The 21,106-nt window shown below is 69.2% G+C and carries 21 protein-coding genes; 13 read left to right on the forward strand and 8 right to left on the reverse strand.

Features of this window, described 5'->3' with window-relative positions; all coding sequences use genetic code 11:
* From ABZX92_RS01110 to ABZX92_RS01120, 3 genes are all read left to right on the forward strand, one after another.
* Positions 1-4,272, forward strand: a complete 4,272-nt coding sequence (locus ABZX92_RS01110) for a hypothetical protein (protein ID WP_355552060.1) — start codon at positions 1-3, stop codon at positions 4,270-4,272.
* Between the two features lie 62 nt (positions 4,273-4,334).
* Complete coding sequence (locus ABZX92_RS01115) at positions 4,335-4,865, forward strand: hypothetical protein (RefSeq protein WP_355552062.1); 531 nt, start codon at positions 4,335-4,337, stop codon at positions 4,863-4,865.
* A gap of 57 nt (positions 4,866-4,922) precedes the next feature.
* A complete protein-coding gene (locus tag ABZX92_RS01120) occupies positions 4,923-5,678 on the forward strand; it encodes a DapH/DapD/GlmU-related protein (protein ID WP_355552064.1) in 756 nt (251 codons plus the stop codon).
* Here the strand turns inward: ABZX92_RS01120 and ABZX92_RS01125 are convergent.
* The 5 genes from ABZX92_RS01125 to ABZX92_RS01145 are packed head-to-tail and all read right to left on the reverse strand — an operon-like array spanning position 5,647 to position 10,260.
* Complete coding sequence (locus ABZX92_RS01125; protein ID WP_355552067.1) at positions 5,647-6,402, reverse strand: SGNH/GDSL hydrolase family protein; 756 nt, start codon at positions 6,400-6,402, stop codon at positions 5,647-5,649. The genes ABZX92_RS01120 and ABZX92_RS01125 overlap by 32 nt on opposite strands.
* Positions 6,403-6,450: 48 nt before the next feature.
* On the reverse strand, positions 6,451-7,698 hold the full coding sequence (locus ABZX92_RS01130) for a glycosyltransferase family 4 protein (RefSeq protein WP_355552070.1): 1,248 nt from the start codon (positions 7,696-7,698) through the stop codon (positions 6,451-6,453).
* Between the two features lie 4 nt (positions 7,699-7,702).
* A complete protein-coding gene (locus ABZX92_RS01135) occupies positions 7,703-9,166 on the reverse strand; it encodes a glycoside hydrolase family 57 protein (protein WP_355552073.1) in 1,464 nt (487 codons plus the stop codon).
* On the reverse strand, positions 9,163-9,891 hold the full coding sequence (locus tag ABZX92_RS01140) for a class I SAM-dependent methyltransferase (RefSeq protein WP_355552075.1): 729 nt from the start codon (positions 9,889-9,891) through the stop codon (positions 9,163-9,165). The genes ABZX92_RS01135 and ABZX92_RS01140 overlap by 4 nt, the downstream gene beginning before the upstream one ends.
* Before the next feature lie 9 nt (positions 9,892-9,900).
* Positions 9,901-10,260: a hypothetical protein gene (locus tag ABZX92_RS01145; RefSeq protein WP_355552078.1), complete on the reverse strand. Its 360-nt coding sequence runs from the start codon at positions 10,258-10,260 to the stop codon at positions 9,901-9,903.
* A 116-nt stretch (positions 10,261-10,376) separates the two neighbouring features.
* Between ABZX92_RS01145 and ABZX92_RS01150 the strand changes: the two genes are divergently transcribed.
* On the forward strand, positions 10,377-11,012 hold the full coding sequence (locus ABZX92_RS01150; protein WP_355552080.1) for a TetR/AcrR family transcriptional regulator: 636 nt from the start codon (positions 10,377-10,379) through the stop codon (positions 11,010-11,012).
* Here ABZX92_RS01150 and ABZX92_RS01155 read toward each other — a convergent pair whose 3' ends face one another.
* Positions 11,013-11,855, reverse strand: coding sequence for a DegV family protein (locus ABZX92_RS01155; RefSeq protein WP_355552083.1), 843 nt, complete (start codon positions 11,853-11,855; stop codon positions 11,013-11,015).
* A gap of 315 nt (positions 11,856-12,170) precedes the next feature.
* On the opposite strand from ABZX92_RS01155, the gene ABZX92_RS01160 reads away from it, so the two are divergent.
* The 4 genes from ABZX92_RS01160 to ABZX92_RS01175 all read left to right on the forward strand — a co-directional run bounded on the left by ABZX92_RS01160 (position 12,171) and on the right by ABZX92_RS01175 (position 15,499).
* On the forward strand, positions 12,171-13,121 hold the full coding sequence (locus ABZX92_RS01160) for a hypothetical protein (RefSeq protein ID WP_355552086.1): 951 nt from the start codon (positions 12,171-12,173) through the stop codon (positions 13,119-13,121).
* Positions 13,118-13,675 carry a hypothetical protein gene (locus ABZX92_RS01165; protein ID WP_355552088.1) on the forward strand — a complete coding sequence of 186 codons (558 nt, stop codon included), beginning with the start codon at positions 13,118-13,120 and terminating at the stop codon, positions 13,673-13,675. Before ABZX92_RS01160 ends, ABZX92_RS01165 begins: the two co-directional genes overlap by 4 nt.
* A 14-nt stretch (positions 13,676-13,689) precedes the next feature.
* Positions 13,690-14,385 carry a hypothetical protein gene (locus tag ABZX92_RS01170; RefSeq protein ID WP_355552091.1) on the forward strand — a complete coding sequence of 232 codons (696 nt, stop codon included), beginning with the start codon at positions 13,690-13,692 and terminating at the stop codon, positions 14,383-14,385.
* 310 nt (positions 14,386-14,695) lie between these two features.
* Positions 14,696-15,499: an isocitrate lyase/phosphoenolpyruvate mutase family protein gene (locus ABZX92_RS01175; protein ID WP_355552094.1), complete on the forward strand. Its 804-nt coding sequence runs from the start codon at positions 14,696-14,698 to the stop codon at positions 15,497-15,499.
* Here the strand turns inward: ABZX92_RS01175 and ABZX92_RS01180 are convergent, their stop codons facing one another.
* Together ABZX92_RS01180 and ABZX92_RS01185 are read right to left on the reverse strand one after the other, a co-directional pair.
* Entirely contained in the window at positions 15,500-15,649 is a 150-nt protein-coding gene (locus tag ABZX92_RS01180) for a hypothetical protein (RefSeq protein ID WP_355552097.1), read from the reverse strand.
* A gap of 68 nt (positions 15,650-15,717) precedes the next feature.
* Positions 15,718-16,560, reverse strand: a complete 843-nt coding sequence (locus ABZX92_RS01185; protein ID WP_045315859.1) for a DegV family protein — start codon at positions 16,558-16,560, stop codon at positions 15,718-15,720.
* A gap of 218 nt (positions 16,561-16,778) precedes the next feature.
* Here ABZX92_RS01185 and ABZX92_RS01190 point away from each other — a divergent pair, with 218 nt between their 5' ends.
* The 5 genes from ABZX92_RS01190 to ABZX92_RS01210 form a co-directional block, all read left to right on the forward strand.
* Positions 16,779-17,561, forward strand: coding sequence for an electron transfer flavoprotein subunit beta/FixA family protein (locus tag ABZX92_RS01190; protein ID WP_355552100.1), 783 nt, complete (start codon positions 16,779-16,781; stop codon positions 17,559-17,561).
* Positions 17,562-17,574: 13 nt separating this feature from the next.
* Entirely contained in the window at positions 17,575-18,528 is a 954-nt protein-coding gene (locus tag ABZX92_RS01195; RefSeq protein ID WP_355552103.1) for an electron transfer flavoprotein subunit alpha/FixB family protein, read from the forward strand.
* 234 nt (positions 18,529-18,762) lie between these two features.
* Entirely contained in the window at positions 18,763-19,536 is a 774-nt protein-coding gene (locus ABZX92_RS01200) for a GNAT family N-acyltransferase (protein WP_355552106.1), read from the forward strand.
* Positions 19,533-20,405 (forward strand): lysophospholipid acyltransferase family protein, encoded by an 873-nt coding sequence (locus tag ABZX92_RS01205; RefSeq protein WP_355552109.1) that lies wholly within the window; start codon positions 19,533-19,535, stop codon positions 20,403-20,405. The genes ABZX92_RS01200 and ABZX92_RS01205 overlap by 4 nt, the downstream gene beginning before the upstream one ends.
* The coding region (locus ABZX92_RS01210) for an MFS transporter (RefSeq protein WP_355552112.1) at positions 20,362-21,106 on the forward strand (745 nt) is incomplete at its 3' end. The genes ABZX92_RS01205 and ABZX92_RS01210, both read left to right, overlap by 44 nt.

Below are 21,106 nucleotides of genomic sequence, written 5' to 3' on the forward strand. Positions count from 1 at the left end.
ATGCCCGTTTCTGCGGCGCTCGTGCTCGCCCTCTTCGGCGGCACGGTCAGCGCAACCGCCGCGCCACCACCGGTTCCGGTGCTCCAGCAGGCCGCGAACAACGATCCTCCGCCGCAGGAGGTCGACGACGAGTACGAGTTCTACAAGATGCTCGTCACCGACATCTCCGAGCACGCGGAGGACGTCGAGGTCCGCGACGCGGCCAAGGCGGCGCTGGCCGTTGGCACCAAAGAGAAGCTGATCTGGTTCATCGACCACGGCCAGGCCGAGGCGCAGGCCCGGGCGGATCAGCGCAAGGCCGCCGAGAAGGCCGCGAACCGCAAGAAGGTCGAGGAGTGGGCGCGCACCGGCGGCCCGAACGTCAAGGAGGGCGCGGAGGCGGCGCTGCGCTCCGGTGACCAGGCGATCAAGGACTTCGTGGCGTACGGCTACGAGATCGCGCTGAAGAGGGACAAGCAACAGGCCGAGGACGACAAGGCCGAGCAGGACCGCATCATCGCCCGCGTCCGCGAGATGGTCGCCATGGGTGGACCCCAGGTGAAGGTGGAGGGCGAGGCCGCACTCTCCAGCAAGGACTACGCCCGGATCCGCCAGTTCTACCTCGTCGACTACCACGAGGCGAACAAGCGCGACCACGACATGCAGCGAGCGATCCAGAAAGCCTTGGAGGACCGCAACAACGCGATCGCCGAGCTCGACCAGCTCGCCCGCCGCAGCGAAGTCGCCGCCAAGGCGCGCGCCGAGATCATGCGCGCCAACATCGACGCGGTGAAGTATCTGGAAGACGTCACCTACGCCATGAAACGGGCCGTCGAAGCGGCTCACAAGGCGGACCAGATCTTCCGCGACGACAAGCCGGGCCGAGCGCACGGGCAGTTGGGGCGCAACGAACTGCTTGACGTCGAGCGGGCCACCGCGGCGCGCGAGTCCGAAGCCGCCAACCGCATCGCGCTGGCGTCCGTCGAGTCGACCCAGCGGGCCCGCAGCGCCGCCGAACGGCTGGTCGAGACCGGCATGACCAACGGCCTGGAGTGGGCCAAGGTCACCATCGGCATCGGCAACGCCGTGGACGCCGCCGCGCTCGCCGCGGAAACGTCGGCGCACGCGGCAACGGCCACGCTGGCCGACAGCCGCGCGCTCGACGCCGACCGCAACGCCCAGGAGCACGCCAACAACGCGGAGAAGTACCTCGCGGAGGCGAAACGCCAGGAGGCCAAAGCGGCCGAGCTCGCCGAGGCGGCGCGCAGGCAGCAGGACATCGCGATCGCGGCGCGCGACCGGGCGAAGCAGCAGAAGGACATCGCCGCCGCGAAGGCCGCGGACGCGCAGCGGGAAGCCGCGAAGGCCCGCAACCACCGGGTCAACGCCCAAGGTGCCGCACGGAACGCGGCCTCCACGGCGAGCGCGGCGTTCGCGGCGAACGCCGAGGCCACCCGGCTGGCGGGCGAGCACGATGCCGCGGTCGCCAAGGTCCGCACCATCCAGACGCAGATCCAGACCCTCGACATCGTGCACAACGCACGGATGATCAGCACGGAGCAGTACCAGCGGCGGCTCGAGGAACGCGAGGCACTCGCCAGGGAACGCGGCGAGAACGTCGAGGAGGTCACCAGGGAGATCCGGGGCCAGCGCGACGCCGCGCGCGCCGCGTCGAACGAGTCGGCCGGATGGGCTTCGGCGGCCAGAGCGTCGGCGCAGGAGGCACAGGCGGCGGCCGAGCGTGCCGCCAACGCGGCGCGGGCGGCGCGTGCGGCGGCGAACGAGGCGACTCAGCAGGCCGTGACCGCACGCCGGGCCGCGGACGAGGCGAACCGGCTCGCGCTGGAAGCCACGAACGAGGCTCTGGGCGCCAAGGCGTCCGCCGACATGACCTTGCAGGAGACGGAAGCCTCGGTGCGCGAGGCGAACCAGGCCGTCTTCCAGTCGGTCATCGCGGAACGGGCGGCGTCCGCCGCGGCAGCGTCGGCCTCACTGGTCGTCGACTCCGTGAAAGCGGTGGAGGTGATCCTCAGGCCGTACGCCTCGATCAACGCCGACGCGCGCAAGGCCCTGCAGCTCGTCTCCGAGGCGCTTCTCATCAGTGAGGAGCAGTCCCGGCTCGCCGGCGAGAAAGCGGCCGAGGCCGCGCAGGCCGCGGTCAGGGCGTCCCAGGCGGCCGACCGGGCCGAACTGACCGTGAAGCCCGCGTTCGAGGCGGCCGCCCGTGCCTTCGAGTCCGCGAAGCTGGCCGCGCAGTACGCGCAGACCGCGCACGGTGCGGCGAACGAGGCCGTGCAACACGCCGTCGCGGCGGACAGCGCGGCCGGAACCGCCGGCCAGTGGGCCAGCACCGCCGGGCGGGACGCCGTCGCCGCCAACAACGCCGCGGCGGCCGCGAGCGCTTCGGCCGCGAGCGCGGACCGGGCGGCCGCGGCGACCGAGCAGATCTACGCGATGGCCCGGGCGAGCAGTGACGCGGTGCAGCAGTTCATCGAAGCCGTCGCCGAGAAGATCAAGGACGTCCACGAGTACCGTCTCCGGCTCGACCAGGCCGAGCAGATCGCGCGGCAGGAGGCCGAAGAGAAGCAGAAGATGCTCACGGCCGAGCTGGCCAACGGCATCCTCACGGTCAACCAGTGCATGAACTCGCGCGGTGGGCTCAAGACCCTCGACGCCTGCAAGCTCATCGTGGACAAGGTCGGGGAGTTCACCAAGAGCGGCCTCAAGGCCTACGGCGAGGCCGCGATGGACTCGTTGCGGGCGGGGGCGTTGTGCGCGGCCGGCGACCAGGCCGCCTGCCAGCTGCTGCGCACGGGCCAGGACAAGCTGACCCTGCTGTACAAGAACATCGGCAGCGGTGTCTACGAAGGTGCGAAGGGCATGCTCGACGGCCTGGTGACCGTCGGGGACTGCCTTTTCAACGTCTACTCGTGGGACTCGTGCAACCAGATCGTCGAGGGTCTGAAGTACACGATCGAGCACCCGTACACGCTGATCCACCTGGAGGAGTGGCACGACAACCCGGCCAAGGCGCTCGGCCTGACGATCTGGGACCTGTCGTTCGCGCTGGCGACGTCGGAGTTCACCGGCGGCGCGGGCGCTCTCACCAAGTCGCTCGGCTTGATGAAGAACGTGCTCCTCAAGGGCACCGGCAAGATTCTCGACCACCTCGCCGAGCTCAGGAGCTGGCGGGTGACGCTGCACGACACCGTGCCGAACCGGCTCCCCGGTTCGGTCGGCGAGGTCATCACCTCCAAGGTGGACATCGAGAGCGGCGTCGGAAAGATCGACAACGCGATCGTCTCCATCGACGGCAGGCTTTACCGGCTGGATTCGTACTCCGCTCGCCTGGAGGGTGACCTCAGCAAGCTGGAGGGGTCGATCCTGCGCGTCGAGGGCGGCACGCTGCGGATCGAGAACGGCCTCGCCAAGCTCGAGGACGCGAAGTTCAAGGTCGAGCGGCCCACGGCCTGTGTCCGTGGCCTGACGGCCGCAGCCGCGGGGTGTGAAAGCCCGAACCCGACCCCCGGCGAGGAGACCTACCCGAAGCCGACGGTCGTGGACGGTGAGTACCGGCACGACATCGGCGCGCTCAAGGTCCGCATCAACGCGGACGACTACGGCTGGGCCAAGGCCCAGCTGGAGAAGGCCGCGCAGCAGGAGAAACTGATCACGCCGGACGTCGACGCCATCGCGGACGCCACCCGGGCGGTCAGGGTCGGCAGGGGGCAAACGGGGAACACCCTCAAGAGCCAGCCGTCCTACCTGCGCAAGTTCTTCGACGAGCGGACCGACGTCGACGGCAACAAGGTGCCGCTGGACAAGGTCGCGGCCAAGATGAACGACGCGGTCAGGTACACCTACCTGTTCCCGGAGGCGACGTACGCGAACAAGTTCCACGAGGTGATCCGCTTCTTCGAGTTGAAGGGCTACACGCTCGTCACGATCAAGAACTTCTGGGCGAGCACGAAGGCCTACCCAGGCATCAACGTGACCTTCGAGTCGAAGGGCGGCCAGCTCTTCGAACTCCAGTTCCACACGAAGGACAGCTTCGACGCGAAGAAGGTCGAGGAACCGCACTACGAAATTCGCAGGTCGAACGAGGCGCAGATCAACGCGATCAAGGCCAAGGCCAAGGCGGAGAACCGGGGCCTCACCGACGACGAGAAGCTCGAGATCGGCAGGATCGAAGCGGACAACGCAGCCGAGAACGCGGAGTCGGAGAGCATCTTCGTCAAGGTGCCGACCCCGCCTGCGGCGAAGGAGATCAAGAACTACAAGCGGAACCCCTGATCGACGGACGCGCCCCTTGCACCGCGAGGGGCGCGTCCTCCCCGGACGAGACGAGAGCTGAGTTGGAACGACAGTACGAGTACTTCGCCATCGTCACCGAGACCTGGCCGCGAGTGGAGGACCCGCGGCATGTGTGCAGGCGGTGGGTGGACGACCGGGGGCAGACGCACGACGAGGCGTTCACGACCAAACTCGTCTGGGAACCCACCACCGCGCTGAGTCAGGCGGAGTCCGGCACCGGCGGGGTGCATCGGATCGACGCCGCCGCGGCAACGCGGTTCGAGCATCGGCAGCGGGAACGGATGACCTACCTGGCTCCTCTGGACGGCCAGTACTCCTACTTCGCCTGGTTGGACTACAGGACCGAGGTGGACGATCCCGACGGGGTGCTCAGGACGTGGAAGGGTCCGCGGGGATTCGAACTGGAGGAGCGGTACGTCACCGGTTCGGGCTGGGAGCGCAGCCACCTCCTCGAGGACCTGGAGCGAGGACGCAAGGACGGCGAGCTGGTCCCGATCGACCAGGACGTGGTCGAGCGGATCGTTCAGCGCCGCGAACAGCGACGGGCGGAACGGTCGCCAGAGGTCCCGTGAGCCGGCCAGGTGGTGTCTGAGCGGGCCGGTGTCCGCGAATAGTTAAAGTGCCGTCCTATGACATCCATGTGGGGCGCACCGGTGTGGACTCGCTGGGCCAGGTCGCGCCGCGACCCCCAGCAGGCCCGCTTCCTCACGCTCGCCTCGCTGCGCTGGGTCCTGCGCCACCGGGCCTACACCCCCTGGTACCTGGTGCGGTACTGGCGGCTGCTCAAGTTCCGCCTGCTCAACCCGCACGTGGTGCTGCGCGGCATGGTCTTCTTCGGCAAGCGCGTCGACGTCATGGCGCGGCCGGGCTACGGGCGGCTGGAGATCGGCCGCTGGGTGCACATCGGCGACGGCAACGCCATCCGGTGCCACGAGGGATCGCTGCGCATCGGCGACAAGGTCGTGTTCGGCAAGGACAACACGGTCAACTGCTACCTTGACATCGAGATCGGGGCTTCCAGCCTGGTCGCGGACTGGGTCTACATCTGCGACTTCGACCACAAGACCGAGGACATCACGCTGCCGATCAAGGACCAGGGCATCGTGAAGTCGCCGGTGCGGATCGGGCCGGACTGCTGGCTCGGCGCCAAGGTGACGGTGCTCAGGGGTACCAGGGTCGGCCGCGGGTGTGTCCTCGGAGCGCACGCCGTCGTGCGCGGCGACGTGCCGGACTTCAAGATCGCGGTGGGCGCGCCGGCACGGGTCGTGCGGGATCGGCGCGCCGACTACGAGGCGGACGCTCAGCGGCGGGCCGACATCGCGGACATGGCCCGCAAGGCCAAGGAGGCGCTGGCTAAGCGAACGGAAGAAGCTGCGGACGCTTAGGCCGGAAGCCGTCGCCCGGCTGGCGGCCGATCAGCTTGTTGCGCGAGCGTGAGTACGCGACGGGCAGCACCTGGTCGCGCAGCCACCGCACGTGGTCCCACAGCGAGGCGGGCGCGGCCGTGCCGTCCAGCGGCGCCATCCACGCCGGGTCGAACGGGATGTCCAGCGCCGACAGCACGTGCCCTGCCAACCGGCGGTGCCCCAACGACGACAGGTGCAGACGGTCCGGGCCGAAGAAGCGCGAGTCCTGCACGCATTCGTCGCCCCACACGTCGACCAGCACCGCGCCATAACGCACGGCAGCGACCCGCACGGCGTCGTTCAACGCCTCGATGCGCGGCCGCATGCGCCAGCCGAAGGGCATGCGCTGCGAGATGTCGCTCAACGTGAAGACGGCGACCGTCGGCGCGAACGACGTCACGGCACGCACCATCGCGTCGACGCGGCGGGCGATCTGGGCGGCCGACGCGCCTGACATCACGTCGTTGCCGCCGCCGAACAGCACGACCAGGTCGGGCTGCAACGACTCCGCGGACGGGACCTGCTCCACCAGCATCTGGTCGAGCCGACGGCCGCGCACACCGAGATTGGCATAGCGGAAACCCGGCGCGTCCAGCACGGACGCGACGCGGTCCGCCCAGCCGCGGTACCGGCCGTCGGGCAGCAGGTCGTCCAGGCCCTCGGTGCAGCTGTCCCCGAGCGCCACGAAGCGTTGGTATTTCATTCAGTCCTCGGTCACCTGTTGTTAACGGGACCGGCGACTGTACCAAGATCAAGTGAACAGGTTGCCCGTAGCGATCTTGGGACGCCCCAGCACTCGTGGTTCGCGCACTTCCGCGGCTGCGTAGACCTCGGCCGTGCCGGAGGCGATCGTGGCCCAGTCGAAGTCGGTGCCCAACCGCTCCTTGGCGGCACGGGCACGCGTGGCGGCGGACGTCGGATCGGACAACACGTCCCGCACCGCGTGAGCGATTCCGTCCACGTCACCGGGGGCGAACGACAGTCCGGTGACGCCGTCCAGCACCACTTCACCGAGGCCACCGGCGGTGGACGCGACGAGCGGCGTCCCGGCTGCCGCGGCCTCCAGCGCCACGATCCCGAACGGTTCGTACCGCGAGGGCAGCACCACGGCGTTCGCGGCTGTGAGCAACGCCGCCAAAGACCTGTCGGAGAGATGTCCGACGAACTCCACCGCGCGCAGCACCCGGTGCTTGCGCGCCTGTTCCCGCAGCCACTCGGTCTGCGAACCGTCACCGGCCACGACGACCCGCGTGCCCCGGTGGTGCCTGCGGATCCGGGGGAGCGCGGCGATCAGGTCCTGGATGCCCTTCTCCCACTCGATGCGTCCGAAGAACAGCAGCAACGGATCGCCGTGCGGAGAGTAGGTGCGCCGGGCCGCTCCGACGTCCTTCGCGCGCACCTTCCAGCCGTTCGGCTCGATCCCGTTGTGCAGCACGGAAACCACGTCGGTGTCCACATCGAACAGATGCGCCACCTCGCGCCGCATCGCCGAGGAGCAGGTGATCAGCGAGTCGGCGCGGTTCGCCAGCCACCACTCCACCGAGTGCACCTGCTGGTTCAGCGGGTGCGACAGCCAGCCGGAGTGCCGCCCGGCCTCGGTCGCGTGGATCGTCGCGATCAGCGGCACGCCGAAGGACTCCGCCAGCGCGACGGCCGGGTGCGTGACCAGCCAGTCGTGCGCGTGCACCACGTCCGGGCGCCAGTCGCCGAGGTCGAGGCCCGCGCGCGTCATGGCGTGCCCCATCGCGAGGGTCCACGCCAGGAGGTCCTTCTCGAAGACGAAGTGCGCGGGGTCCTCGGCGACGCGGATCAGCCGCACGCCCTCGCTGACCACGTCGACCGTCGGGTGCGTGACCGCGTCGGTGCCGGAAGGTTGTCGGCAGAGCACGACGACGTCGTGCCCCTGCGCGGCCAGCTGTGTCGCGAGCGCGTGGACGTGCCTGCCCAGCCCGCCGACGACCACCGGCGGGTACTCCCACGACAACATCAGCACGCGCATCCCGTTACCTCATTCCTCGCGCGTCCAGATGGCCGAAAGGACCGTCTGCCGCGCGGAGTTCCGCCGCCCTCGCACGTCCACGACCGCTCCGCGCCAACGCCGCCAGCTCGCTGAAACGATCGCTGTGAATCTTCGCGCGGTACCGGGCGTAGTCCGCGGCCGAGTCCTTGGTGACCATGAAGGCCCAGTCGCTCGACAACGCCAGCAACGCCTCGCGCACCGCCTGGTCCAGCACCGGATCCCGCACGTCGGACGAGAAGTCCAGCTCCAGCAGTTCTTTCTGCACCGACTCGTTGAGCGACACGACGTCCGACACCTGCGCGCCGTCCCACACCCGCCAGTCCTTGCCGCTGCCCCACGACGAGGCCGGCAGCTCGACAGGTTTGCCGACGTGCCCGGCATCGATGGCGCCTCTGAGGGTCGTCACCCGCACGCCGGCCTCCGGCAACGCCCGCAGCACCGCTTCCAGCCACAGAGGACCTTCGTGCCACCAGTGCCCGTAGAGCTCGGTGTCGTACGCCGCGACGACCAGGCCGCCGTCGATCGCCCGCAGCCGTCGCACGACCGTCTCGACGAAGTCCTCGACGTGCCGGCCGATCGCTTCCCGTGCCAGCAGCGGGTCGTACGGCCGCTTGTCCTCCGGCGCCACGTTCTTGCCGGTCACCCGCGACGGCTTGAGGCCCGTCGGGTGGTCGAACGTGTGAAAATCCCGGTACGCGGCATCGCCCGGATAGCCGACCTTGGGCGACCACACGCGGTACGAGACCTCGAGATCACGCCCGAACGCCAGCACGTCGCTGGATCCGACCGGGTGCGCGGTCGAGGTGTCGCCGTGCAGCGCGGGCCCGTCGACCATGAACCTCTTGACGCCGGCCTGGGCGTATCCCGCCTCCATGCCGGGCGAGTAACCGCACTCCGGCGCCCAGATGCCTTCCGGCGCTCGGCCGATCCGGAGTCTCGTGTCGTCCAGACCGGCCTTGAGCGCGAAGGCTCGTACCTTCGGGTCCAGCAAGGGCTGGAAGGGGTGTGTCGCCGGGCCGCCGAGCAGCTCGATCGTCTGGGAGTCCACAAGGGACCGCAGGATCGGCGAGAACCCGTGCCGCCAATGGGATTCGAACTTCTCGAGCGCCCAGGACGACGCCCGGTGCTCGTACGCGGACAGCTCGCGCAGCCGTTCACCGGCGTAGTGCGAGCGCAGGTGCCAGTTGCCGAGCCAGTCGTGCGCGCCGCGTAAGCAGTACGGGTCGTCGAGCTGTGCGGCCAGGACCGGTGTGACGCCGAGTGTCAGGACGTCTTCGCGGCCCTCGTCGGCGAACCTTCTGAGCATGTCCACGACGGGCAGGTACGAGTGCGCCCACGCCTGGTAGAGCCACTCCTCGCCGACCGGCCACGTGCCGTGGTGCGCGAGCCAGGGCAGATGGCTGTGCAGGACGAGGCAGAACGTGCCCTCGGTTGTTCTCGGGCTCACGCGCGCACCGCCACGGCCACGAGGTCGAGGCAGGTGTCCATGTCCTCAGGGGTGATGTCGAAGTCCTCCACCGTCACCGACTCGACAGCCTCCTTGAGCTCGGCCGGCCACGGTGCACCGGACAGGGCGACTTCGACCTGTGCACTGATGATCTGTCCATCCAGGAGGGAGTCAAGCCTCTTCCCGTGACGCAGTCCCGTCAGTTCGTCAACGCGGAAACCAGCTTCCGTGAGCATCTCGTCCAGTTCGGACGGTGCCAGTTCCCTGGTGTGGAACGGGTTCAGCGGCGTGTCCTGGCCCGGTGAGAACGTCAGCCGGTTCGGCGTCGTGACGATCAGCTTCCCGCCTGGTCGCAGCACCCTCCGGCACTCGGCGAGGAAGCCCTCCTGGTCCCACAGGTGCTCGATGACCTGCAGGTTCGCCACGACGTCGACGCTCTCGTCGCGCAACGGCAGCATCGCGAGGTTCCCGCGCAGCACGTTCAGCTCCGGATATTGCTTGGCAACGTGCTGCGACGTCAGCTCGTCGTAGTCGAGTGCGATCACCCGCCGCGCGACGGTGCGGATCAGCTGGGCGCCGTAGCCCTCGCCGCAGCCCGCCTCCAGCACGACCGCGTCCGCGCAGTGGCCGATGAGGTGCAGGTACGCCGCCTCGTGCCGGCGGAACCAGTAGTTCTCTTCCGCGATACCGGGCACTGTGCGTTCGCCGGTCAGGGGGAGGGTCACGCCGTCAGGTTACTTGCCAGTAGACCTCCTGCGAACTACCTGGTGCGCGACGGCCGTGGCAACGCCGACACCCGCGAGAACCGCCGTCATCGCGGGGCTCATGTACTTCGAGAGGCTGGGCGCCTCGCTCGGGCCCGCGAGCCACATCGTCAGCGGAGTGGCGTAGGCCAGCGTCAGCGCTCCTGTCCACCAGCGCAGTGCCTTCGACCGGCGGTTGCGCAGGCTCGCGACCAGCGCGACGGCGATCGGGATCCCGGAGAGCAGACCGAACTGGCCGATGACCATGACCGGCGCGGCCCAGGCCGCGACCAGCGTCGACGTCGTCGGATAGGCGGCCGCGCGGACGTTTGGGCGTGTATTGACAGACATGATCTCACCTTCGCTACGGCTTGTCGTGTTGGTTAGAGGGTCTAACATTGGTGACAAGATGAAAGCTAAGCGGACATGTGTGTGAGTGTCAATAACGAATGTGAGAGGGTCTAACCATGACGACGGACTCGGCGAAGAACCCGCGCGAGCGCTACCGGACCCAGGTGCGCGACGAGGTCAAGCGGCACGCGTGGGCGCAGATCGCCGAGGCCGGGGTGACGGCGTTGTCGCTCAACGCCATCGCCAAGGAGATGGGCATGAGCGGGCCGGCGCTGTACCGGTACTTCGCCGGTCGCGACGAGCTGATCACCGCGCTGATCCGGGACGCTTACCGCAGCCTGGCCGACACCGTGCGGGCCGCGCACGAGGCGGGCACGACCGTGGTGGCGCTCGCCGCGATCATCCGGGAGTGGGCGCTGGCCGACCCGCAGCGGTACCTGTTGATCTACGGCACGCCGGTGCCCGGCTACCACGCGCCGGACGAGATCACCGCGATCTCGAACGAGATCATGGCGGTGCTGCTGGAGGTGTGCGCCGATCCCGCGGACGAGCCGAGGACCCCGTTCGAGGTCTTGCTGACCATGGACCGCGGGTGGGCGAGCGGGCTGGCGGCGTCGTCGCCCACCGTGCACCGGGCGCTGTCGTTCTGGACGCGCCTGCAGGGCGTGCTCTCGCTGGAGCTGGCCGGCCACTTCGGACCCATGGGGTTCGACGCCGGACTGCTCCTCGCCGAGGAAGTGGACCGGCTCTGATCAGAACGGCGAGACGGTCACGGCCAGCGCGCCGGGGCCGACGTTCGCTCCGATGGCCGCGCTGACCTGCGTGAGGACGACGTCGCGGGCGTGCGGGATCCGCTTCTGCAGCATCTGCAGCAGTTCGTGGCCCTCCTTCTCGGCCGCGAAGTGCTCGACCGCGAGGTCCACGTTGCGCCCGTAGGCGAGCGCCACCGCCTTGTCGACGAGCTTGCCGAGCGCGCGTTCGCGGCCGACGACCTTGTCGAACGGCTCCACCTCGCCGTTCACCACGGTGAGCAGCGGCTTGACCGAGAGCGCGTCGCCGAAGAGCTTCGCCGCGGCGCTGACCCGGCCCGCCTGGCGCAGGTAGTGCAGCGTGTTGACGTAGATCAGCACGTGGGCGTTGCGGCCGCGTTCCTCCGCGACGTTGCGCGCGTTCTGGACGTTGCCGCCGGACTGCACGATCCGCGCGGCCGCGAGGGCCGCGAATCCGAGCGTCATGCCCGACGAGTGCGAGTCCACGATGAACACCGGCACGCGCGACTTGGCCGCGGCCGCCTTCGCCGCGTCCGTCGCGGGGGAGAGCTTCGGCGTCACGTGCACCGACACGATCGTCTCCGCGCCCTTGGCCCACGCGTCCTGATAGGCCCAGAAGAACGCGTCCGGCGCGGGTGGCTGGGTCGTGATCGGGATCTGGGCGTCCATCGCCTGGAGCAGCCGGTCGGTCGGCACGTAGGCCTCGTCGATCAGTTCCGACCCGATCTTCAGCTGCATCGGGACCGTGATGATGTTGAAACGCTCGGCCAGCCGGGCCGGAAGTGACGCGGTCGAGTCGGTGACGACGGCTACTCGTGAGGGCACGAACGAGAAGGTTAACGAAGGGTGATCGGAGTAGCCACCAACGATCGATGTCAATTCGTGTGATCTACGCCTGGGTGGTTGCTTTCCGTACACGGCGAACGCATGGAGTGAACCCCTCGGAAAGGCGTCCTACTTGACACAATCGGGTGACTGGCCGTTGTTTGGAGTTGATCTACAACGGTCTCGTTTGTGCAGGAAAAGACGGATATTCCACGTGTTACAGGTGCCCGTTGTGTCCACTGTCGACGCTGGTTGGAGGTACCGGGCGTGGGTAAGCTCGCACAATCTTCGGCCTGGTTGAGTGAGTAGGTGACCATGGGTGCAAAAGAGCCGGAACTAGTTCCGCTGCACGCCGCTTTCGACGTTGTCTACCGAGGTTTTCATCGCCGTCAGGTCATCGAGCACATCGAGAATCTCGAGGAGCAGCTGCGCTTCACGAGCCTCGACCGCGCGGAAGCTCTGGCCCAGGCCGCCGATTTGCGTCAACACCTGGAAATGACGCGCCGGGAACTGGAGGAGGCGCGCGCCCGCATCGAGCGCCTCGAAGCCAACTCGGGCACGCACGCGGGCGCCACCGAACGCATGCACCGCATGCTCCGCCTCGCCGAGGACGAGTCGGCGGAGATGCGCCTGCAGGCCGAGCGCGAGTGCACTGACCTCCGCACCCGCACCGACGTCGAGCTCGCCGCGCTGCGCGCCGAAGCCGAGCGCGAGGCGACGGTGATGCGTGCCGAGGCGGAGTCCGAGCTGTACGCGGTGCGCCAGGACTGCGCCACCCGCGCCGCGGCGATGGAGCGGCGCGAGCTGGAGATGGAACGCCGCTGTTCCGATCTCGAAGCCCAGCACCGCCAGCGCGCCGACGAGGTCGAGCGCGAGTGCGCCGAGGCGATGGCCCAGGCGCAGACCGACGCCGACCGCCTGCTGCGTGAGACGGCTCTCCAGTGCAACTCCCTGGAGGCCGACTCGGAACGCAAGCGCGAGAAGGCGCAGCACTTCTTCGAGCTCACCATGACCCGCCGCCGCAACGAGGCCGCGCAACACCTGCAGGAGCAGGAGGCGCTGGCCAAGGCGCGCGCGGAGTTCGTGGTGAAGGTGGCGTGCCGCGAGGCGCAGCGCCGGCTGGCCGAGGTCGCGGAACAGACTGACGAACTCCGTGAGCTCAGGCGGGTCGTCCACTCCCAGCTCGCCGCCGCCCGATCGGCTCTGTCCTCCGCGGCGGAACGGGTCGCGCCGACGTTGATCCCGGAACAGGTGGCTGCTTCATGAGGGGCTGGGTGCCGTTGCTGGTCGGTGCGCTGATGGTGCCCGCCTCGGTGACGGCATTCGGCTTCACGGTCTACGGCGAGGAACTGGAGACGGCGCTGTCGTCGTCGCCCGCCGTGCCCGCAGTGCCGCGGGGCCCGGTGCCGGTGTCGGACTTCGTGTCGCCGCTGCGGATGGAGCCCGCGGCGCCGATCCTGGTGTCCGCCGTGGTGGCACAGCAGAACGTGCGCGAGCTGTTCTCGTCGCACGCGGTCAAGGGGATCACGTTCGCGCCGGGCACCTCCTCCTTGGTGGGCCGCGGCGAGGACGTGCGACGGGGATTGGCGAGCGTGCTGCGCAACGTCGCCGGGGGCTCGGTGACGTTGGTGTCGCACGCGTGGAACGGCGAGACGGAGTCGCACCGCTGCGACGTGCTCGCCATGCAGAGGGCCGGCCTGGTGCGTGACTACCTGGCCGCGCAGGGGGTGGACAGCGTCATCACCACAAGGGTGATCGTGGACCCCGTCTGGGGCCCGCCCTCGGACGGCGGACCCCAGGTCGACGTCCTGGTCGTATAGGTAGGAGCCTTCGCATGGCAGGGGCCGTCGGGATCGTCTTCGGGTTGTGCGTGCTGTCCTTCACGTTGGGGGCAGCCCTGATGTACGTGCTGGTGCGGCGCCGCGAGGACGCCGGCAGCAGGTCGCCGTCCGCCTCGGACGAGCCGGCCGAGCGGACCTGGGTGGAGAAGCCCCCGGCGGTCGAGGCGATCGACGCCGAGTACGACTCGCGCCCGATCCACCGCAACCCGGTGGTGGGCCTGCCACAGCTGGAACCGGCGCTGGCCGCGTTCGCCGAACCGGTGGCCGACGAGCTGGTGGCCGACGAGCTGGTGGCCGACGAGCGGGTGGTCGAAGACGAGCCCGAAACTGTCGGTGCCGCCGGATACGATCGGGATGGGGACCTCGGGCCCCCCTCGGGGGACGACGAAGCCCCCGAATCAACCGTAGCGGCCGACACCGACAGTCCTGAGGCCGTCGAGGAGCCGCTCGCAGACCCCGGCCCGGTTGCCGACGCCGAACCTGCCGCTGACGCCGAACCTGTCGCCGAGGTCGAGCCGGAGCCCGAACCGGTTGCCGAGTGCGAGCCGGAAGTCGTTGTGGACACGGCACTTCCGCCGCCCGCCGCGCCTCAGCCGGTCGAGCGCACCACGTGGGTGGAGCGCGAGGACTTCCGGCAGCGGTACCTGCGGACGTTCGAAGAGGTGCGCCGCAAGGCCGGCAGCAACTGAACGGCGGTCGTCGTCGACAACTCTGTGGTCGTTGAGGCATCCACGAGGTCCGAGCCGGTCGCCTGATGCGGGGCCGGTTGCTGAACGCAGGTCGGTTGCCGCTGCCGAGTGGGGGCCCTGTCGCGGAGGGTGAGCCGAAGGTCGTTGTGGACACCGCACTTCCGCCGCCCATCACGCCCTGACCCGGCGAGCACGTGGGTGGAGCGGGGAGGCTTCCGGCAGCGGGAACACCGGCGCAGGTCGGAAAGTCGTCGGTTCCTGTCCGAAACTCGCCGGATTTTTGTCGGTGGCGGCTGATATCACTCAAGGCATGACTTCCAGCGCTGCCCGCACCCAGCTCTTCCACGCCCTCCACCAGCCAGGACCGCTCGCTCTCCCGAACGCCTGGGACGTCGCCTCCGCCCTCGTCGTCGAGGCCGCCGGCGCCAAGGCCGTCGCCACCACGAGTGCCGGTGTGGCGTGGAGTCTCGGTGCGGCGGACGGCGACCAGCTGGCCCGTGACCGTGCGGTCGACCTCGTCGCGAGGATCGTCAAGGCCGTCAAGATCCCGGTGAGCGCGGACATCGAGACGGGCTTCGGCGAAACCGCTGACGACGTGGCGGAGACGGTCCGGCAGATCGTGCAGGCAGGTGCGTCCGGCGTGAACATCGAGGACGGCCTCGGTGCGGGACTGCGTGACATCGCGGAGCAGAAGGAGCGCTACGCGGCGGCGCGGGAGGCAGGAAAAGATCTCTACCTCAACGCGCGGATCGACACGTTCCTGCGGCAGGTCGGCGACCCGGCGACCCGGATCGAGCGCACGCTCGAACGGGCCGCGAGCTACCTCGATGCCGGAGCGAGCGGCATCTTCGTGCCGGGCGTGACCGACCTGGAGACCGTCACCGAGCTGGCCAAGGGCATCGCGGCGCCGCTCAACCTGCTCGTGGGGCCCGGCGCGCCCGCCGTCGACGAGCTGGCGAAGGCGGGCGTCGCGCGGGTGAGCCTCGGTTCCGGGGTCGCCGAGGCGGCCTATGCCCTTGCCAAGCGAGCGGCGGAAGAGCTGCTCACCCAGGGCACCTACAGCAGTGTCGAAGGGGGTCTGCAGTACGGCGAGCTGAACGCCCTCTTCAAGTAGCTAGTGCTTCTTGCCGCGGAACTTGCGGAGCAGCTGTTCGGCCTGCGCACGCCGACGAGGATCCTGAGCGACCTGCCGTGCCTTGGCCTGTAGCCGCTGACCCTGCGGGCTGCGCAGGAACCTGGTGATCTTGTCCATGAACGAGGCCATCTGAGGTCCCTCCAGGTGTCCGTTACGTCCGGATAACGAACGGCACGGGCCCTGGAGTTCCCCGAAACTCAGACCGGCGAAACGGTGATCCCCAGCGCACCGGGGCCGACGTGGGCGCCGATCGCCGAGCTGACCTGCGTCAACATGAACTGGCGGACGTTCGGCACGCGGCGCCGGAGGTTGCGCAGCAGCCGGGTGGCCTTCTCCTCGGCGTCGAAGTGCTCGACGGCGACGTCCACGGTGTCGGTGCCCGCGCGCTTGATCGCGATGTCCAGCATCCGGTTCAGCGCGCGGTCGGCGCCCATCACCTTGTCCAGCGGGGTGATCTGGGAGTCGGCCATGGTCAGCAGCGGCTTCATCGACAGCACACCGCCGACCAGCGCCGCCGCGGCACCGATGCGGCCGCCGCGCCGCAGGTACTCGAGGGTGTCGACGTAGATCAGTTCGGTGGATCTGTCGTAGCGGCGCTGGGCGGTCGCGAGCACTCTCTCGACGGTGCCGCCCGCTTCAGCGATCTTGCCGGCGGCCTGGACGGCGTAGCCGATGCTCATCCCGCAGGTGTGGGTGTCGACGACGTGCACCGGCACGCGGACCTGGGCGGCCGCGGTGCGGGCTGCCTCGACGGTCGCGGACAACCCGCCCGACACGTGCACGGACACGATCGAGCGGACTCCCTGCGCGGCCAGTTCGTTGTACGTCCAGAAGAACGCGCCGGGGTCGGGCGGGATCGTCGCCACCGGCACGTTCGAACGCATGGCCGAGACCAGGTCCGGGACCGGGATGCGGGACTCGTCATCCGTGTGGTCGCCGATCCGCACCTGGATCTGGACCACTTCGATGCCGAGTTGATCAGTCAGCTGCGCCGGGAGACAGGCCGTGGAGTCGGTGACAACTGCTACTCGCCGGTACATAAGCCCGGCAGCGTAGTCCCCCGAATGGGTTAAGTCTCAAAAGGTGTCGTCAACGGGTGACAACTGTCACGCTTGCGGGGTGCTTGCTGCCGTTTGCAGGGGTGCTACTGATGGGTAACATCCGGATAGATGGCAGGGTCGTGAACACCCGGCGGCGCAATCCCTAGAGTCCTCCGCGTAAGCGTCGCCGCCCGTCCGCAGGAGGTCGAAGAGGACCTATGAACATTGTTGTCCTGGTCAAGCAGGTGCCTGACACCTGGTCCGAGCGCAAGCTCACCGACGCCGACCACACCCTTGACCGCGAGTCCGCGGATGCCGTGCTCGACGAGATCAACGAGCGCGCCGTCGAAGAGGCCCTGCAGCTGCAGGAGGCCCACGGCGGTGAGGTGACCGTCATCGCGATGGGTCCCGACCGCGCGACGGACGCCATCCGCAAGGCGCTGTCCATGGGTGCCGACAAGGCGATCCACGTGAGCGACGAGGCGCTGCACGGCTCGGACGTGCTGGCGACGGCGAAGGTCCTCGCGAAGGCGATCGGCACGGTCGAGAACGTCGACCTGGTCATCGCGGGCAACGAGGCGACCGACGGCCGCGCGGGCGCTGTCCCGGCCATCCTCGCCGAGCTGCTCGGCCTGCCGCAGGTCACCCAGCTGCGCAAGGTCACCGTCGAGGGCACGACGATCAAGGGCGAGCGCGAGACCGACGAGGGCGTCGCGTTCCTCGAGGCCACGCTCCCGGCTGTCGTCTCCGTGACGGAGAAGATCAACGAGCCGCGTTACCCGTCCTTCAAGGGCATCATGGCCGCGAAGAAGAAGCCCGTCTCCACGGTCACCGTGGCGGACCTGGGTGTCGACGCGTCCGAGGTCGGCCTGTCCGGTGCGTGGACCCAGGTGCTGGAGGCGGCCCCGAAGCCGCCGCGTGGCGCCGGCGAGCGCGTCGAAGACGGTGGCGACGGCGGATCCAAGATCGCCGAGTTCCTCGTCGGCCAGAAGCTCATCTGAGGGAGGGGAAATCATGTCTGAAGTTCTGGTTCTGGTCGACCACGTCGACGGCGAGGTCAAGAAGGTCAGCTACGAGCTGCTCACGGCCGCCCGTCGCCTGGGCACGCCGGCCGCAGTGGTCGTCGCCGCTCCCGGCACCGCGTCCAAGATCCGCGAGTCGCTCGGCAAGTACGGCGCCGCCAAGGTCTACGCCGTCGAGTCCGACGACGCCGCGAGCTTCCTGGTGACCCCGAAGGTCGACGCCCTCGCGGCACTCGCCCCGAACGCGTCCGCGGTGCTCGTCTCCGCGACCGTCGAGGGCAAGGAGGTCGCGGGCCGCCTTGCCGTGCGCCTCGGCTCCGGCCTGCTCGTCGACGTCGTGGACATCGAGGCGGACGGCACTGGCGTGCAGTCCATCTTCGGTGGCGCCTTCGTGGTGAAGGCCAAGGTCGGCACTGGCACCCCGGTCATCACCGTCCGCCCCGGCGGTGTGGAAGCCGAGGAGTCCGCCGCGGACGCCGTCCTGGACGAGTCGGTCTCCGTCTCCGTGGACCCCGCCAAGTCCGCCCGCGTCACCTCGCGCGAAGCCGTCGTCGGTGGCGACCGCCCGGAGCTGACCGAGGCCTCGGTCGTCGTCTCCGGTGGCCGCGGCGTCGGCTCGGCGGAGAAGTTCTCTGTGGTCGAGGAGCTCGCGGACTCGCTGGGCGCCGCCGTCGGTGCCTCGCGCGCCGCGGTCGACTCGGGCTACTACCCGCACCAGTTCCAGGTGGGCCAGACCGGTAAGACGGTCTCGCCGCAGCTGTACGTGGCGCTGGGCATCTCCGGTGCGATCCAGCACCGCGCGGGCATGCAGACCTCGAAGACGATCGTCGCGGTCAACAAGGACCCCGAGGCGCCGATCTTCGAGATCGCCGACTTCGGTGTCGTGGGCGACCTGTTCAACGTCGCGCCGCAGCTGACCGAAGAGGTCAAGAAGCGCAAGGGCTGAGCATTCGAGCTCTGGAGGGCCGTCCCGTTCGCGGGGCGGCCCTTCGTCGTTCAACCGGGTGCGGATGATGTGCTGAAACGGCTCGGAACGCGGCACTTGTGACCGTCTCGCGATCGGAAGCGGCGCAGATCACCCGCCCAGGCGAGCGGACCACCTCGGGTTAACCCGACTGCCACTGATCGGTCATCGTTCTGACCTGCTGTCATTCGCCAACCCGGCTTCACCCTGGTTCGCATGACGCAGCCGGAACTGCTTGTCAGCACCCCCGTCCAGCAGGACGAGGACGCTCCCCGCTACTCCCTCCTCGTCGCCCGTGACAGCGCAGAAGTCGTCGCCGCGCAGAGACTGCGCTACGAGGTGTTCGCCGGTGAGATGGGGGCGACGCTGCACACCAGCGTGCCCGGCCACGACGTCGACGAGTTCGACCAGCACTGCGACCACCTGGTGGTGCGCGACGACCGCACCGGCGAGATCGTCGGCGGCTACCGCATGCTGCCGCCGGAGCGGGCGAAGGAAGCCGGGCGGCTCTACAGCGACGGCGAGTTCGACCTGGGCAACCTGAACGACATCCGGCACACCACGGTCGAGACCGGGCGCTCCTGCGTGCACCCCGACCACCGCAACGGCGCCGTCGTCAGCCTCGTGTGGGCCGGCATCGCGCGGTACATGCTGCTGAGCGGCCACAAGTGGCTGGTCGGGTGCGCGAGCATCCCGCTGCAGGACGGTGGCAGCTTCGCGGCAGGGGTCTGGGACACCGTGCAGGCCAAGCACTACGCGCCCGAGCAGTACCGCGTCACGCCGCACAACCCGTGGGACGTCGACCGGATCGCGCGGCCGGCCAAGACCGTGATGCCGCCGCTGCTGAAGGGCTACCTGCGGCTCGGCGCGTGGATCTGCGGACGGCCCGCGCTCGACCCGGACTTCGGGGTCGCGGACCTGTTCATCCTGCTCGGCATGGACCACATCGACCAGCGCTACCTCAAGTTCTTCCTGGGGGAGACAGCATGAGTCACGCGTGGATGCCCTCGTCGCCCTGCGGTGACGGGTGCGTTGGTGGCACGCCCGCGGAGGTCGGCACGCTGCGGCAGGTCTGGCGCGCGGTCACGGCCGTCACGGCGATCCTCTGCGGCGTCATGATCGCGCTGGCCCTCCTGCTGCCGAACAAGCAGCGGGAGAGCGCCATCCGCCTGTGGTTCCACGCGGTGCTGCGGGCGTTCGGGGTCAGGTTGCAGGTCCACGGCGCGCGGAAGTTCCAGGAGATCCCGAAGCGCGGCGTGCTGGTCGCCAGCAACCACGTGTCGTGGCTCGACGAGCTCGCGATCGACGCGGTGCAGCCGATCCGGCTCGTGGCCAAGAAGGACATCAAGAGCTGGCCGGTGCTCGGCAAGATCATCACGGCGGCGGGCACGGTCTACCTCGACCGCGAGAACCTTCGTGAGCTGCCGCAGGCCGTGAGCGAGCTGACCACGAGCCTGCGCAACGGCAGCGCGGTCGGCATCCACGCCGAGGGCACGACGTGGTGCGGGCTGGCGTCCGGGCACTACAAGCCGGCGCTGTTCCAGGCCGCGCTCGACGCCGGTGTGCCGGTGCGGCCGATCGTGCTGCGCTACCGGATCGGCGACCACCTGAGCACGCAGCCGGCGTTCATCGGCAGCGACACGCTCGTCGACTCGATCCGCCGCGTGCTGAAGGTCAGGGGTCTGGTCGTCGAGGTGCACGTGCTCGACGAGATCGCTCCCGGCCGCGCCGAGAACCGCAGGGAACTGGCGAAGCTTGCCGAAGAGCAATCAAACCGCTTGACCTCGACCGAACTGGAGATTGCACCATCTACGGGTGACACTCACCGCGCCCGCTCCATCACGCCTCTGGTCGCCTGACCGCCGCTGGCCCACGACGGGCATCCTCCTGCTGGTCACCCTGCTCGCCTTCGAGGCGATGGGGGTCGGCACGGCGATGCCCACCATGGTCCACGAGCTCAAGGGCGAGGCGCTCTACGCGTGGCCCTTCCTCGCGAACCTCGCGGCGAGCGTCATCGCCACCGTCTTCTCCGGACGGCTCTCCGATCAGCGCGGGCCTAAGCCCGCGGTGCTGATCGGCGTGGTGCTGTTCCTCGCCGGTCTGGTCGTCGCGGGCATGGCCGAGACCATGACGGTCCTGCTCGTCGGCCGCGTGCTGCAGGGCTTCGGCGCGGGCTTCCTGATCGTCGCGATCTACGTGCTGATCGCGCTCGCCTACCCCGAGGCCGACCGGCCCGCGGTCTTCGGCGCGCTGTCCGCCGCGTGGGTCGTGCCGTCGCTGGTCGGCCCGGCGGTCGCGGGCTGGGCGACCGAGAACGTCTCCTGGCGGCTGGTGTTCCTCGCGATCGTGCCGCTGGTGGTGTTCGGCAGCCTGCTGCTCATCCCGGTGCTCAAGAAGCTGCCTCCGCACGACGCGACCCCGCCGATGCGCAAGTACCTGCCGCTCGCCGCCGTGGCGGTCGGTGTGGGCGTGGCGAGCCTGAGCTGGGCGCTGCAGCACCGCACCTGGTGGCTGCTCGCGGTGGCGTTGTTGCTGCTGGCGCCCGCACTGCGCATCCTGC

The organism is Lentzea sp. NPDC006480, assembly GCF_040611995.1.
Taxonomy (GTDB): domain Bacteria; phylum Actinomycetota; class Actinomycetes; order Mycobacteriales; family Pseudonocardiaceae; genus Lentzea.